Here is a 12,314-nt window from a genome sequence, read left to right as displayed (position 1 = left end):
CCGGCGCTGATGTCGTCCCAGCCCTGCGGGGTCGACCGCTCCGCGAGTGTCACGGGTTGCCGCTACTTGAGGCAGCTGCCGCCGTCGATTGGCAGCGCAACGCCGGTGATGTAGCGCGATTCGTCCGACGCCAGGAACAGCACGGCGTTGGCGACGTCCTCGGGTTCGACCCAGCCGATGGGCAGCGTGTGCATCAGCTGGCCGACGACCTTCATGTCGTCGGGGCCTGGGTTCTCCAAATCGGGACGGAACAGCTTCATAGTGCCCTCGTTCATGAACAGCGGGGTGTTCACGTTCGTGGGGCACACCGAGTTGACCCGGATGTTCTGTGCGCCGAGCTCGACAGCGAATGTTTTCATCACACCGAGCACACCGTGCTTGGCGGCAATGTAATGGCCGGTGTGGGGATATGCCTTGAGCCCGCCGACCGAGCTGGTCAGGATGATCGAGCCGCCGCGTCCGCCGGCCAGGATGTGGGGGACGCCAGCCTTGACTGTCTTCCATACGCCACCGAGGTTGACGTCGATCATGTCGGTCCAGTCTTCTTCGTTGGTCTTGTCCAGTGTCTCGCCGCCGTTGCCGATCCCGGCGTTGGCGACGATGATGTCCAGCCGGCCCAGCTGCTCGACGCCGGCGTCCACCGCAGCCTTGAGCGCGTCGAAGTCACGGGTGTCGACCTCGGCGGTGTAGATGCGTCGGTTCAATCCCTTGACCAGATCGGCGGTTTCGGCGAGATCCTCGGGAGTGGCGAGCGGGATTTGCACGGTGTCAATCTGCTTACAGATATCGACGGCGATGATGTCGGCGCCTTCTTCGGCCAGTCGAACCGCGTGCGCGCGGCCCTGACCGCGGGCAGCGCCGGTGATGAAAGCGACCTTGCCTTCAACACGTCCTGTCATTTTCCAACCTCAATTCGTAGTTACTGGAGAGGGTTTCACTTGAGTACAGCGGGCAGGGATTTCCACCCGCGGACAGTCGAGGTGGGGGAGAGCGTCGCGTTGGTGAGGTCGACGTCCCATTCAGGGAATCGCTTGAGGATTTCCTCGAGGGCGACGCGTCCCTCAAGCCGGGCCAGTGCCGATCCAAGGCAGTAGTGTGTTCCGACGCTGAATGCCAAGTGCTGGCGGGGTTCTCGGTGGATATCGAAAACGTCGCCGTCGGGCGGGAATTGGCGATGGTCGCGGACCGCGGCGCCGATCAGCAGCATCATCGCGCTGCCCTCCGGCACGATTCGGCCGTGAATCTCCACGTCGCGCGTCACGTACCGCGAGACATGCGGGGCGGGCGGCTCATAGCGGAGCAGCTCCTCGATCGCCTGCGGGATCAGCGCCGGGTTCTCGACGAGCTCGCGGCGCTGGCCGGGATGTTCTGCCAACACCTTTCCTGCCCAACCGATCAAACGTGTCGTCGTTTCGTTGCCCGCACCGGCCACCACGTTCAGGTAGGTCAGCAGTTCCTGGCGCGTTAGCTTGCGGGTGGTACCCGTCTCGTCGAGGAACTCGGCGTTGAGGAGCTCGGTCATGATGTCGTCCGACGGGTGCTCAGCACGCCAGTCGATGTAACTCTCGAAGATTTCGCCGAGAACCATGCTGCCGTGCTCTTTGTGCTTCATGGGCTTGCCGGCCTCGGTGCGCAACTGCGCGTCGGCGTTGTCGCGGATCATCTCCTGGTCGTCTTCCGGTATGCCCAACAGCGCGCCGATCACCTTCATCGGCATCTGTGCGCCGAGGTCAGCGACGAAGTCGAACCTGTTGGAGCCGATGAGCGGATCGAGACTCTGCGCGCAGTACTCCCGAATCACCGGCTCGAGGGCGTTGACCTTGCGCGGGGTGAACATCCGGGCCAGCAGCTTGCGGTGGATGTCGTGGATCGGTGGATCTTCGAAAATCACCGTGCCGGGCGGGATTTCGATGTCGGCTTTGATCAATTCGACGATCGCGCCGCGGGCCGAGCTGAACGTCTCGTGGTCGATCAGCGCCTTGGTCACGTCAACGAAACGGCTCAGCGCATAGAAGTCGTGCCGGTCGTTGTAGTACAAGGGTGCTTCTTCGCGCAGCCGCCGGAATGTCGGGTACGGATCAGCGTTGATGCTGACCTCATACGGGTCGAAGTAGACGTCCGCTACTTCGGTGCTGCTGGCGGGCACGGTGTGGCCTTTCACGGAGACCATGGCGGCATAAGACAGATGCGCGGCAACTGTCTCACAAACTCTGTCACCAGCCGTGCGCGGGTGTCAATGGGACGATACTTTTCTGCAATTTATCCTCTCCGCTTGGTAGAACAGCCTTCTCTTGTTGCCGCGCTCACGTCGCAATCCTCAGCAAGGCCTCCTGGCCGTACGACGCGACCAAGTCGCCGCTCTCGGTCAGCACATCGCCGCGGCCAAAGCAGCGGCCATGGGCGAGCAGCGGGCTGTGCTGGCGAAAGAGCAACCAATCGTCGGTGCGAAGCGGTCGGTGAAACCACAGCGTGTGCGTCGTGACGGCCGACGTGAACTGCGTGCCGTTGCCGCGCTGGCTCAGGCCTGCCATCGGCCGCAAGGCCGTGCCGATCAGGGTGAGATCGGTCGCATACGCGACAAGCGCGGGCCCGAGTCCGGGGCCGACTTCCGGTGTGCGCATCCAGAATTCGAACTCCGGCGGGCCCGTTGTAGTGGCATTGAGATCGTCGACGGCTCGCGTCTCCCACGGAATGAGATCGAGGGTGAGACGGTGTTCGGCGCCGAGCATCGGCGGAACGTTAGCGATGTGTTGATGTTCGGGCCCATCCTCGACGACATGCATGCAGACCGAGCTGGTGGCCAGCACACGGGCTTTTTGCCGGCCCGTCACCGTCAGCGTCGCGAACGATCGGCCCTCGTGGTGCAGCACCGCCTCATACGCGACCGGCTCGTCGGCGCGTCCCTCCCGCGCGAACACGGTATGCAGTGACTTCACCGCCTTGTCGGGGCATACCAGGCGGGCGGCCTGAATCAGCTGGCCAAGCAGCTGGCCACCGAACAGCCGGTGGTATTCGAGCTGCTGATTGCGGCCGGTGAAGACGGCAGGCCGCGGTGCCTGGCCGCTGCTGTCGAGCGATGCCGGCTCGAGCTGGAAGCACTCCAGCAAGTCGGTCCAGAGATCGGGCACAGCGCCCAGTGTAAGCCGAGTTCTTCGGTTAGGAGAACGTAATTCTCAGCCTAGGCGGCGAACCCCTGAGAGCAGAAATCCCATACTTCGTCGGCGGTGATGGGATGGCCTGCTTCGTCGTCGCTGTCGCCTGCGGACTGCGCCGCGTTGAACATGACGGTCTGCATCGTCATCGCCGCCATCCGCTTGGGGTTGATGCTGGGGCGCAGCTTCCCAGCGGCAGCGGCGTCTTCCATCAGCTCCGTGAGCAGGGCCAGCAGCGGCGCGTGGGCGATTTTGACCTCGGACGGGTGCGAGACCAGCAGACGGGGGGCGAAGTCGGTGAACAGCGGTCGCTTCGCTGTCGGATCCGGACGTGAGGACTCGAAAAGCAGCTGGATCGCGACCTTCAAGCGTTCCATCGGGTCGTCGTGGCTGGCGGTGGCGGCGCGGATCTGGTCGGCCGATCGGCTCAGCGCGTCCTCGAACAGCGCGAGAAGGAGCTCGTGTTTGCCGTCGAACTGCAGGTAGAAGCTGCGAAGCGACTGACGCGAACGGTCGACGACCTCTTGCACGGTGAAGTCGGTGCTGCCCTTTTCGATGATGATGGCCTGGGCGGCGTCGAGGAAACGCTGAACCCGTTGAGCGGCCCGGAGCTTCGCTGTCTTGATCGACCGTTCGACCGCGCGCTGTTTCCAGGCGGGTTCTTCGCTGGGGTTTGTCACCGGCGGCTCAGATGGTTGCCGATTGGTGAGAACATGAACTGACTGTACCGGAGAACGTCTTGCCATTGCGGTCCTCGACCCCCTCGCGGCCAACGTGTCGGAGATTGTAACTTTCTCAACATGAGAATACTATTCTCATCCTATTCAGGATGGAAGTCCTTCCATATCCTTGCCGACCGGCTGGGAGTGCCGTGCAGCTGACATTTGACGCCGACGTCGAAGCGTTTCGCGCCGAGTTCGTGGCCTTCCTCGACGAGCATTTGCCGTCGGAAGCCGAGGCGCTGGATCGCTCGTGGTCGAGCAGCGACGTCCCCGACTGGGCTCGTCGCTGGCAGCGGCTGATGTTCGACAACGGCTGGCTGGTGCCCGGCAATCCGCCACGGTTCGGTGGTCGCAACGCGACAATCCTGCAGCAGTACGCGTATCAACTGGAACTCTCCCGGCGACGGATTTACCAGACCTACAACCCGCAAGGCGTCGGAATTATTGCCGCGTCGCTGATTTCCTTCGGGACCGAAGAGCAGCAACAGAAGTGGGCGTTACCGATTCTGCGTGCGGAAATCACCGCGTCGCTGGGCATGAGCGAACCAGGGGCCGGCTCGGATCTGGCGTCGCTTCGGACCAGGGCCGTCCGTGACGGAGACCACTTCGTGGTCAACGGTCAGAAGGTGTGGACGTCCGGTGCTCACGATGCCGACGTGTTGCTGGCCTTTGTGCGAACCGACTCAGATGCTCCGAAGCATAAGGGCATCAGCGCGCTGATGATCCCCACTGACACCGAAGGAGTGGCGCGCCGGCCGTTCTCATCGGCGTGCGATGTCGACGACCTCGACTTCAACGAGGTGTTCTTCAGCGATGTGCGGGTGCCGGCCGAGAATCTCGTCGGGCCTCTCAACGAGGGCTGGCGGGTGGCCAACGGATCACTCGGGCACGAGCGAAACATGTTGTGGCTCAGCTACGCTGACCGGCTACAGGAATTCGTCGAGGACTACCCTCGTTCGGCCGCGCTGGACCGCGACAATTACGCCCGGCTGGTGATGGACAATCAGGCGCTGCGGCTGCTCGGCTCGATTGCGCTGTCGCGTGCGGCGCGTGGCGACGAGGACCTGACGGCGGCGTCGGTGCTGAAGCTGTTCGGCTCAGAGGCGTCACAGAAAGCGTCGGAGTATGCGCTGTCGGCGGTCGGCGCCGACGCGCTGGCCCATCCGGCGGTCTCAGGTCGGTACTCGGCGTTCCACCTCGACCTCTACCGGTCTGGCTGGTTTGAGCGCTACATCCGGTCGTTCGGCGGCACGATCGCCGGCGGCACCTCAGAAATCCAGCGCAACATCATCGCCCAGCGTCTGCTCGGGCTGCCCCGCAACTAAAAGGATCGCCCGTGTACATCGAATACGAAGTCAGCGACCGGATCGCGACGATCACGCTCAATCGTCCGGAGGCCGCCAATGCCCAGAACCCGGAGCTGCTCGACGAGCTCGACGGTGCGTGGACCCGCGCCGCCGAGGATCCCCAGGTCGGGGTAATCGTGTTGCGGGCCAACGGAAAACACTTCTCGGCGGGTCACGACCTGCGCGGCGGTGGGCCGGTGCCCGACAAAATTACACTGGAGTTCATCATTCAGCACGAGGCCAAGCGATACCTCGAGTACACACTGCGGTGGCGCAACGTGCCCAAGCCGTCGATCGCCGCGGTGCAGGGCCGCTGCATCTCCGGCGGCCTGCTGTTGTGCTGGCCGTGCGACCTGATCATTGCCGCCGACGACGCGCAGTTCTCCGACCCCGTGGTTCTGATGGGCATCGGTGGCGTCGAATACCACGGCCACACTTGGGAATTGGGTCCGCGCAAGGCCAAGGAAATCCTGTTCACGGGCCGCGCGATGACGGCCGACGAAGTCGCCGCGACCGGCATGGTGAACAAGGTCGTGCCCCGCGACCAGCTGGACGCAGAGACCAGGGCGCTGGCCGAGCAGATCGCCAAGATGCCGCCGTTCGCGCTGCGGCAGGCCAAACGGGCGGTCAACCAGACGCTTGACGTGCAGGGCTTCTACGCGGCGATCCAGTCGGTGTTCGACATCCATCAGACAGGCCACGGCAATGCGCTCAGCGTCGGCGGCTGGCCGGTGCTGGTGAACCTCGACGAGATGAAGGCCAACATCAAGTAGTTCGGCGCGAAAAGTCGAGTTTTGTAGAGAAAGTGCGAGAGAAGACCTACAAAACCCGGATTTCGCTGGCTGGCTACAAGTTGGCCAGGCGGGGGGCCGAGCCGCGGGCCCGCAGACCTGCACCCGCTTTACGGGTGAGTTCCCTAGAGCTGCCGAGCAATCCGTCCAGCACCAGCACTCGCTTGACATGGTGGTGCAGGTCGTGTTCGGCGGTGAAGCCGATGCCGCCGAGCACCTGCTGGCAGTGCTTGGCCGCCGTCAGGGCGGCCTTGCCCGCGGCGGCCTTGGCCAGCAGCGCGGTCAGATCGGGGTTGTCCGCACCGGGCAGGATCAGCGTCGCCTCGGCGCCCTCGATGGCAACCAGCGTCTCGGCCAACCGGTGCCGCACCGCCTGAAACGACGCGATCGGCTTACCGAACTGCACTCGGTCCAGCGCGTGCTGACGGGCGAGGCGCAACATCGCCCGTGCCGAGCCGACCAGCCACCAGCCGACCGCCAGCCGGGCCTCGGCCACCCTGATCGGGTAACCCTCGTCCTCGCGCCGCAACGGCAGGCCACCCAGTGCCGCGGTGGTGGCGCCGGTGCGGTCCCACACCACCCACGTATTGCCGGCATAGGGCAGCGGGAGCTCGAGTGTCCCGCCGATCTCGTTGCCGGTGGCGTGCAACACGACATCGACGAGAACCGAAGCATGCGAACCAGTTTCGCCGAGCAATCGGAACACCATCGGAACAGCGACATCGGGCATGTCGGACAGCATCTCGGCCCAGCCGAGCTCCATCAGCGCCGCGTCGAGTTCGGGTCCCGATTTCGACAGCATGGTCTTGCGCAGTCCGTCTTCGAGCAGATCGAGATCAGACTTCTCAGCCATGATCACTCCTTCCCGAGGTCCAGCAGGCGACGGGCGATGATGTTGCGCTGCACCTCGGCGGTACCGCCGTAAATGGTGGCTGCCCGCGAATACAGATATTCCGTGCGCCAAGGGGTTTCGTCGAGCTCGATGGCGCCCGGCAGCAGATCGTGTGCGGTGTCGTAGAGACGCTGCTCCGCGGTGGCGAGCAACACCTTGTCGATCGACGTGTCCGGGCCGAGCTTTTGGCCCTCACCCAGGCGGTGTTGCGTGGCGCGCGACCGGCAGCGCAGCATGTGCAAAGCCAGGTACGCCTCGCCCATGTCCGAATCGATCGCCTGCCCAAGCCCTTTCACCTCACCGATCAAGGCGTCGAAGCGTGAGTACAGGTACGCGATGCGTTGCCAGAAGCACGTCGAGCGTTCGTAGGGCAGCAGATCCATTGCCAGGCGCCACCCATCGCCGGGCTTGCCGAGCATCCGCTCGACGGGCACCTCGACGTCGTCGAAGTACACCTCGCAGAACTCGTCGACGTCGTGCATGGTCCGCAGCGGACGCACGGTGACTCCCGGTGAGTCGAGATCGACGAAAAACGCAGTGATGGCTTCGTGATTCGGAGTACCAGGCGCACCGGTGCGGGTCAGCAGCACACATCGGGTCGCGTACTGCGCAAAGCTGGTCCACACCTTCTGACCGTTGATCACCCAGGTATCACCGCGCTGTTCGGCACGTGTCTTCAACGACGCGAGGTCACTTCCGGAGCTGGGTTCTGAGAAGCCCTGGCACCATGACTCCTGCCCCGACAGCAGGCGTGGCACCATCTCGGCGGCCAACTCCGGCCGCGCGTAATCGATCATGGTCGGGGTAAGCACGTCGAGCATCGAGTACGGCCCGGGGTGGTCGAGGCCGCGGCCGACGATCTCTTCGCCCACGATCGCGCGCAGGATGTCCGGACCGCCGAGGCCGCCCGCCGACTCCGGCCATCCGTAGCGCATCCAACCCGCGTCATAGAGTGCCTTCAGCACGCGCAGGTGCTGCGCCTGGTGTGCATCCAGGGAGTCGTCACCTGCCGGCGGTGTCAGATCGTTCTCGTCGAGCCAGGCCTCCAACTGGGACCGGAATTCGGCGGGTTCAAACAGGTCGGTCATCCAGCTTCTGGCCTTCCGATCGCGTGCGGACGACCCGAGTCGTGGACACCGCTGCGCCGGATGAACGTCATGGCACGGGTTTTCAGACGCCACCCGTCGTCAGTGCGGACGTAGGTGTCGTTGTAGTAGCCGATGCGCATGTCGTGCTTGGAATGCTCGATGAAGCATAACGGCTGGGTGCCGGTCGCCTTGTCAGGGTCGTCTTCGTCGAGATTCACCAGCGACGTGCCCGTCATGAACAGGCCCTTGGGCGCCGCGTCGACGAGTTCGGGAAAGCGGTTCAGCGTATAGGTGGAACCGAACGCGCTGTAAGTGCCGTCGGGGGTGAACACCGAGACCAAGCCCTCGATGTCGCCCTGGGTGATGGTGACGGCGTACTTCGCGAGCAGCTGCTGAATTTCGACGAGGTCTTCAGTTCTTGTCGCCTGTGTCATTCTTGAAAACCTTTCCGCCCTTCATGACGAAGTTCACGTTACGGGTAACGGTGATGTCGGCTAACGGGTCTCCCGGCACCGCGATGATGTCGGCGAGGTACCCCTCGGCGATACGACCAAGGTCGGGCTTGTTGATCAGGTCTGCCGCCACGACCGTCGCCGCCCGCAGCACCGCAGCAGCAGGCATACCCCAGTCGACCAGCGTGACGAGCTCATCGGCATTGCGGCCGTGCGGGATGGCCGGCGCGTCGGTGCCGACGGCGATCTTCACCCCGGCCTCGTAGGCCGCCTTGATCGATGTACGCGCCTTCGGGAACATCTCGGCGGCCTTGTCCTGCAGCTCCTTCGGCGCCCGCGACACATCCATCGCCTCGGCGAGGCGTCTGGTGGTGACCAGGAACCGGTCGTTGTCCACGAGCATTTTGATGGCTTCGTCGTCCATCAGGAAGCCGTGTTCGATGCAGTCGATGCCGCAGTCGACGGCGTGCTTGACCGCCTCGGCGCCGTGGGTGTGCGCCGCGACCCGCAGACCCCGTCGGTGTGCCTCGTCGACGATGGCGCGTAGTTCCTCGTCCGAATAGTGCTGTGCGCCAGGCTCGCCGGTCAGCGACATGACGCCACCCGAGACGCAGACCTTGATCAGCTCGGCGCCATGCTTGATCTGGTAGCGCACCGCCTTGCGAATCTCGTCGACACCGTTGGCGATGCCTTCCTCGACGGTCAACTCCAACGCGCCGGGCATGAACGCCGCGAACATCGTCGGGTCGAGGTGTCCACCCGTCGGGGTGATGGCGTGACCGGCCGGTATCACCCGCGGGCCGTCGATCCACCCGGCGTCGATGGCCTTGCCCAGCGCCACGTCGAGCAGATATCCGCCTGTCTTGACGAACAATCCGAGGTTGCGGACGGTGGTGAAGCCCGCCCGCAGCGTGCGACGGGCGTTGCCGACCGCACGCAGCATGCGGGTGGGCGGATCATCCTGGACCTGAGACAGGCCGGGGTTCTCGCCACGGCCGCCCATCAGGAGGTTGACCTCCATGTCCATCAGGCCCGGCAACAGGATCGCTTCACCCAGATCGATAACGTCACCGTGCGGCTCGCCGCCGGTACCGACGATCCGGTCGTCTTCGATGCGAACGATGCCGGGCCGGACGATCTCGCCGGCGTCGACGTCGAGTAGACCCGCTGCTTTGAGGGTCGTCACCGACACGTTAGACCACCGGCTCCTTGATGCAGGTGATGTAGGTGGCCCCACTGTCGAGCACGCGCGGCTGCTTCCACACCTCGATCGGGAACGAGACGTTGACCAGAGACTGCATCATGTGGATGAGAGCCTTTGCGTCGTCGGGCATTTCGTCCAACGGGAACCGGCTGTCGCAGTACTCCATGACGGCCTCGAGGCGCGGGAACGCGGCGTCGTAGAACTCCTGCATCTCGGCCATCGTCGAGGAGAGCCGCTTCTGGTAACGCTCCTCCTCGGTGGGCAGGCACCAGTCGGTGAACCGTTCGAGGTCGGCGAATTCTTCCGGCAGCTTAGGCATTGATGGCGTCCTTCTCGGTGGCCGCGGACTGACCGTTGGTCAGCCCCTTCTCCTTCTTGTAAGCGTTGACGTGATCCCATGCCGTCTTGTGCAGGTGGCGGAGCAGGATCTCCTGATCGCACAGCGGGAATTCCTTGACGACACGGGTATTGATCATCGTCTGGGTGGCTTCCAGCGTGTTCGCGTCCTGGAACGCGTACTCCTTGAACGTCACCGCGGCCAGTTCGTGGGCGAGTCGCTCACGGGTATTGGTGGCCGGGACGAAGTAAAGGGTGCACTCAAAGATGTGCTTGTCCACGTCGGTGGGCCAGTAGTGATAGGTCAAATACCAGCCCGGCGCCCAGAGCAGCAGCGTGAAGTTGGGGAAGAACTCGAACGAATCCTGACCCCAGGCATGGTGACGCGCGGGATTGACCGCCGGCGGGAGCTCATCGGGCAGGATGCCCTTGATCTTCGGTCGGTCCCACGGACCGAACAGACCGCTGTGCAGCACCCGCTCGATCGGCTTGACCATGCTCTCGTCCTTCGGCGGGCTCATGCCGCCCCAGGAGGAGATCATGGAATGTTGGCCCTTGATGTCGTAGGCCAGCGCCTCGAAACCGTACTGGGCGATCTTCTCGGCTTCCTCCTTGACCGCCTGCTTCATGTGCAGCACCGGTGCGTGGTAGAACTCGACGAACGCGTCGATGAACAGCTTCCAGTTCGCGTTGACTTCAGCTCGGTAGGAATAGGTTTCGGTCATCTCGTGGAAGGGATAACCCACCAGGCCCTTGGCGAAGTCACCGAGGTAATCGACCAGCGGCTCGGCGTCATTGTCGAAATTAATGAAGATGAAGCCTTCCCAGACCTCGCAGCGCACCGGAACCAGCCCGTAGTCCTTCTTGTCGACGTTGAAGAACTCGTCTTCCTGTTGGATGAAGGTCAGGTCGCCTTTGAGGTTGTAGCGCCAGGCGTGGTACTTGCAGGTGAACTGACGGCAGGTGCCGGCCACCTCTTCGCTGGGATAGTCGTTCCACACCAGCTTGTTTCCGCGGTGGCGGCACATGTTGTAGAAGGCGCGGACCTCGTTATCGGTGTCCTTGACGATGATCACCGACGTTCCCACGCCGGCCGACGGCATCTCACGGGTGAAGTAGCTCCCCTTGCGTGGAAGGCGTTCCACTCGACCCACATTGAGCCAGCACTTCCTGAAGATGGCCTGCTGTTCGAGCTTCCACTGCTCGGGGTCGACCGAATCCGTGTAGTCGACCGGAGCCGTCCCGAGCTCCGGCCAATGTTCGGTCCAGCTGCCCTCGGATGGTTTCGGGAAAAATGCCACGGTGGTTACCTTTCTTGTTCCAGCTCGACGCCGAAGGTTTTCAAAGCCATGGACACGGTGACGTAGCAGCCGACTGTGAAGACGAAGTCCATCCGCTGACGTTTGTCGAAGCGCTCGCCCAATGCCGACCACGTCGCGTCCGACAGGTTGTATTTCTCGAGCAGTTCGTCCACCGCGGCGATGACGGTGCGGTCGAAGGCATCTGCGGCTTCCCCGTGCTGCACACCGGCGATGTCCTGTTCGGTCAGGCCTTCGCGCAGTCCCATCTTGACGTGCTGCACCCACTCGTATTCCGAATCGGTGCGGTGGGCCACCCGCAGGATCGCCAACTCGCGCAGCCTCGGCGGCAGTGTCGAGGAGAACAGCAGATGGACGTTGAATTTCAGGAACTCTTTGGTGAGATCGGGGTGGTTGACGAAGGTGCCGAGGATGTTGCTGGCGTTTTCGGGGTTGCGCCGCTCCGGCGGCAGCATGACGGCGAGCGCGCGGTCGACGGAGTCGTCCCACTGATCCGCGGGCAGCGGCGGTACTCGCACAGCCTTCTCCTCTCGGGCGTGAGAATCAGGTTCTCATTTCCGACTAATACATTTCCATCTTTTGGCCGGATGGTCAATCCCGGAGACCCGGCGGAGCAAGCGCACCAAACATTTGTCCCGCCTTATCATGCGCAAACGCGGCTCGGAGATTGATTCTCTCACTATGAGAAGATAGTTTCCCTGGATAGAGAACTTGGCGGGGACTACGGTGAGGATCAGAGGAAAGGGAGCCCCATGAATAAGGAAGACATGATTCTGGTCAGTGTCGATGACCATATCGTCGAGCCGCCTGACATGTTCACCAATCACCTGGCTAAGAAGTATCTCGATGACGCTCCGCGGCTGGTGCACAACCCGGACGGCAGCGACACCTGGCAGTTCCGTGATGTGGTGATCCCTAACGTCGCGTTGAACGCCGTGGCGGGCCGGCCCAAGGAGGAATACGGTTTGGAGCCCCAGGGGCTCGATGAGATCCGGCCGGGTTGTTACAACGT

At 63.3% G+C, this 12,314-nt stretch carries 13 protein-coding genes and 1 pseudogene; 3 read left to right on the top strand and 11 right to left on the bottom strand.

Going from position 1 to position 12,314, the window contains the following annotated elements:
- Window positions 1–62: 62 nt before the first annotated feature.
- The 4 genes from A5651_RS04495 to A5651_RS04480 form a co-directional block, all read right to left on the bottom strand.
- The gene (locus A5651_RS04495) at window positions 63–899 is read right to left on the bottom strand and encodes a mycofactocin-coupled SDR family oxidoreductase (RefSeq protein WP_066975972.1); all 837 of its coding nucleotides are present in this window, start codon (window positions 897–899) and stop codon (window positions 63–65) included.
- 35 nt (window positions 900–934) lie between these two features.
- On the bottom strand, window positions 935–2,170 hold the full coding sequence (locus A5651_RS04490) for a cytochrome P450 (protein ID WP_066975970.1): 1,236 nt from the start codon (window positions 2,168–2,170) through the stop codon (window positions 935–937).
- Between the two features lie 133 nt (window positions 2,171–2,303).
- Window positions 2,304–3,128 carry an acyl-CoA thioesterase II gene (locus A5651_RS04485; protein WP_066975969.1) on the bottom strand — a complete coding sequence of 275 codons (825 nt, stop codon included), beginning with the start codon at window positions 3,126–3,128 and terminating at the stop codon, window positions 2,304–2,306.
- 50 nt (window positions 3,129–3,178) lie between these two features.
- Window positions 3,179–3,832: a TetR/AcrR family transcriptional regulator gene (locus A5651_RS04480; protein WP_197496539.1), complete on the bottom strand. Its 654-nt coding sequence runs from the start codon at window positions 3,830–3,832 to the stop codon at window positions 3,179–3,181.
- Between the two features lie 191 nt (window positions 3,833–4,023).
- Here A5651_RS04480 and A5651_RS04475 point away from each other — a divergent pair, with 191 nt between their 5' ends.
- Together A5651_RS04475 and A5651_RS04470 are read left to right on the top strand one after the other, a co-directional pair.
- Complete coding sequence (locus A5651_RS04475) at window positions 4,024–5,199, top strand: acyl-CoA dehydrogenase family protein (RefSeq protein WP_066975965.1); 1,176 nt, start codon at window positions 4,024–4,026, stop codon at window positions 5,197–5,199.
- An 11-nt stretch (window positions 5,200–5,210) separates the two neighbouring features.
- Window positions 5,211–5,993, top strand: coding sequence for an enoyl-CoA hydratase (locus tag A5651_RS04470; protein WP_066975963.1), 783 nt, complete (start codon window positions 5,211–5,213; stop codon window positions 5,991–5,993).
- Window positions 5,994–6,066: 73 nt separating this feature from the next.
- Here A5651_RS04470 and A5651_RS04465 read toward each other — a convergent pair whose 3' ends face one another.
- Genes A5651_RS04465 through A5651_RS04435 form a run of 7 tightly spaced genes read right to left on the bottom strand, consistent with a single transcriptional unit; the run spans window position 6,067 to window position 11,820 of the window.
- A complete protein-coding gene (locus A5651_RS04465) occupies window positions 6,067–6,864 on the bottom strand; it encodes an acyl-CoA dehydrogenase family protein (protein WP_197496538.1) in 798 nt (265 codons plus the stop codon).
- A gap of 2 nt (window positions 6,865–6,866) precedes the next feature.
- Window positions 6,867–7,991 (bottom strand): acyl-CoA dehydrogenase family protein, encoded by a 1,125-nt coding sequence (locus A5651_RS04460; protein ID WP_066975962.1) that lies wholly within the window; start codon window positions 7,989–7,991, stop codon window positions 6,867–6,869.
- Window positions 7,988–8,425: a nuclear transport factor 2 family protein gene (locus A5651_RS04455; protein ID WP_066975961.1), complete on the bottom strand. Its 438-nt coding sequence runs from the start codon at window positions 8,423–8,425 to the stop codon at window positions 7,988–7,990. The genes A5651_RS04460 and A5651_RS04455 overlap by 4 nt, the downstream gene beginning before the upstream one ends.
- The gene (locus A5651_RS04450; RefSeq protein ID WP_066975998.1) at window positions 8,403–9,629 is read right to left on the bottom strand and encodes an amidohydrolase family protein; all 1,227 of its coding nucleotides are present in this window, start codon (window positions 9,627–9,629) and stop codon (window positions 8,403–8,405) included. The genes A5651_RS04455 and A5651_RS04450 overlap by 23 nt, the downstream gene beginning before the upstream one ends.
- A gap of 7 nt (window positions 9,630–9,636) precedes the next feature.
- Window positions 9,637–9,966, bottom strand: coding sequence for a hypothetical protein (locus A5651_RS04445; RefSeq protein WP_066975959.1), 330 nt, complete (start codon window positions 9,964–9,966; stop codon window positions 9,637–9,639).
- Window positions 9,959–11,284, bottom strand: a complete 1,326-nt coding sequence (locus tag A5651_RS04440; protein WP_066975957.1) for an SRPBCC family protein — start codon at window positions 11,282–11,284, stop codon at window positions 9,959–9,961. The genes A5651_RS04445 and A5651_RS04440 overlap by 8 nt, the downstream gene beginning before the upstream one ends.
- A 5-nt stretch (window positions 11,285–11,289) precedes the next feature.
- Window positions 11,290–11,820: a carboxymuconolactone decarboxylase family protein gene (locus A5651_RS04435; RefSeq protein ID WP_066975955.1), complete on the bottom strand. Its 531-nt coding sequence runs from the start codon at window positions 11,818–11,820 to the stop codon at window positions 11,290–11,292.
- A 234-nt stretch (window positions 11,821–12,054) separates the two neighbouring features.
- Here A5651_RS04435 and A5651_RS04430 point away from each other — a divergent pair.
- Window positions 12,055–12,314 (top strand): annotated as a pseudogene (locus A5651_RS04430) (amidohydrolase); the annotation flags it as partial.

Origin of the sequence: Mycobacterium sp. 1274761.0 (genome assembly GCF_001668615.1) — a bacterium.
Taxonomy (GTDB): Bacteria; Actinomycetota; Actinomycetes; order Mycobacteriales; family Mycobacteriaceae; genus Mycobacterium.
This window is presented reverse-complemented; position numbering and strand designations above follow the sequence as displayed.

Coding starts and splice junctions, on each gene's coding strand:
- A5651_RS04495 (WP_066975972.1), bottom strand. CDS start 899: ATGACAGGACGTGTTGAAGGCAAGGTCGCTTTCATCACCGGCGCTGCC.
- A5651_RS04490 (WP_066975970.1), bottom strand. CDS start 2,170: ATGGTCTCCGTGAAAGGCCACACCGTGCCCGCCAGCAGCACCGAAGTA.
- A5651_RS04465 (WP_197496538.1), bottom strand. CDS start 6,864: ATGGCTGAGAAGTCTGATCTCGATCTGCTCGAAGACGGACTGCGCAAG.
- A5651_RS04460 (WP_066975962.1), bottom strand. CDS start 7,991: ATGACCGACCTGTTTGAACCCGCCGAATTCCGGTCCCAGTTGGAGGCC.
- A5651_RS04455 (WP_066975961.1), bottom strand. CDS start 8,425: ATGACACAGGCGACAAGAACTGAAGACCTCGTCGAAATTCAGCAGCTG.
- A5651_RS04445 (WP_066975959.1), bottom strand. CDS start 9,966: ATGCCTAAGCTGCCGGAAGAATTCGCCGACCTCGAACGGTTCACCGAC.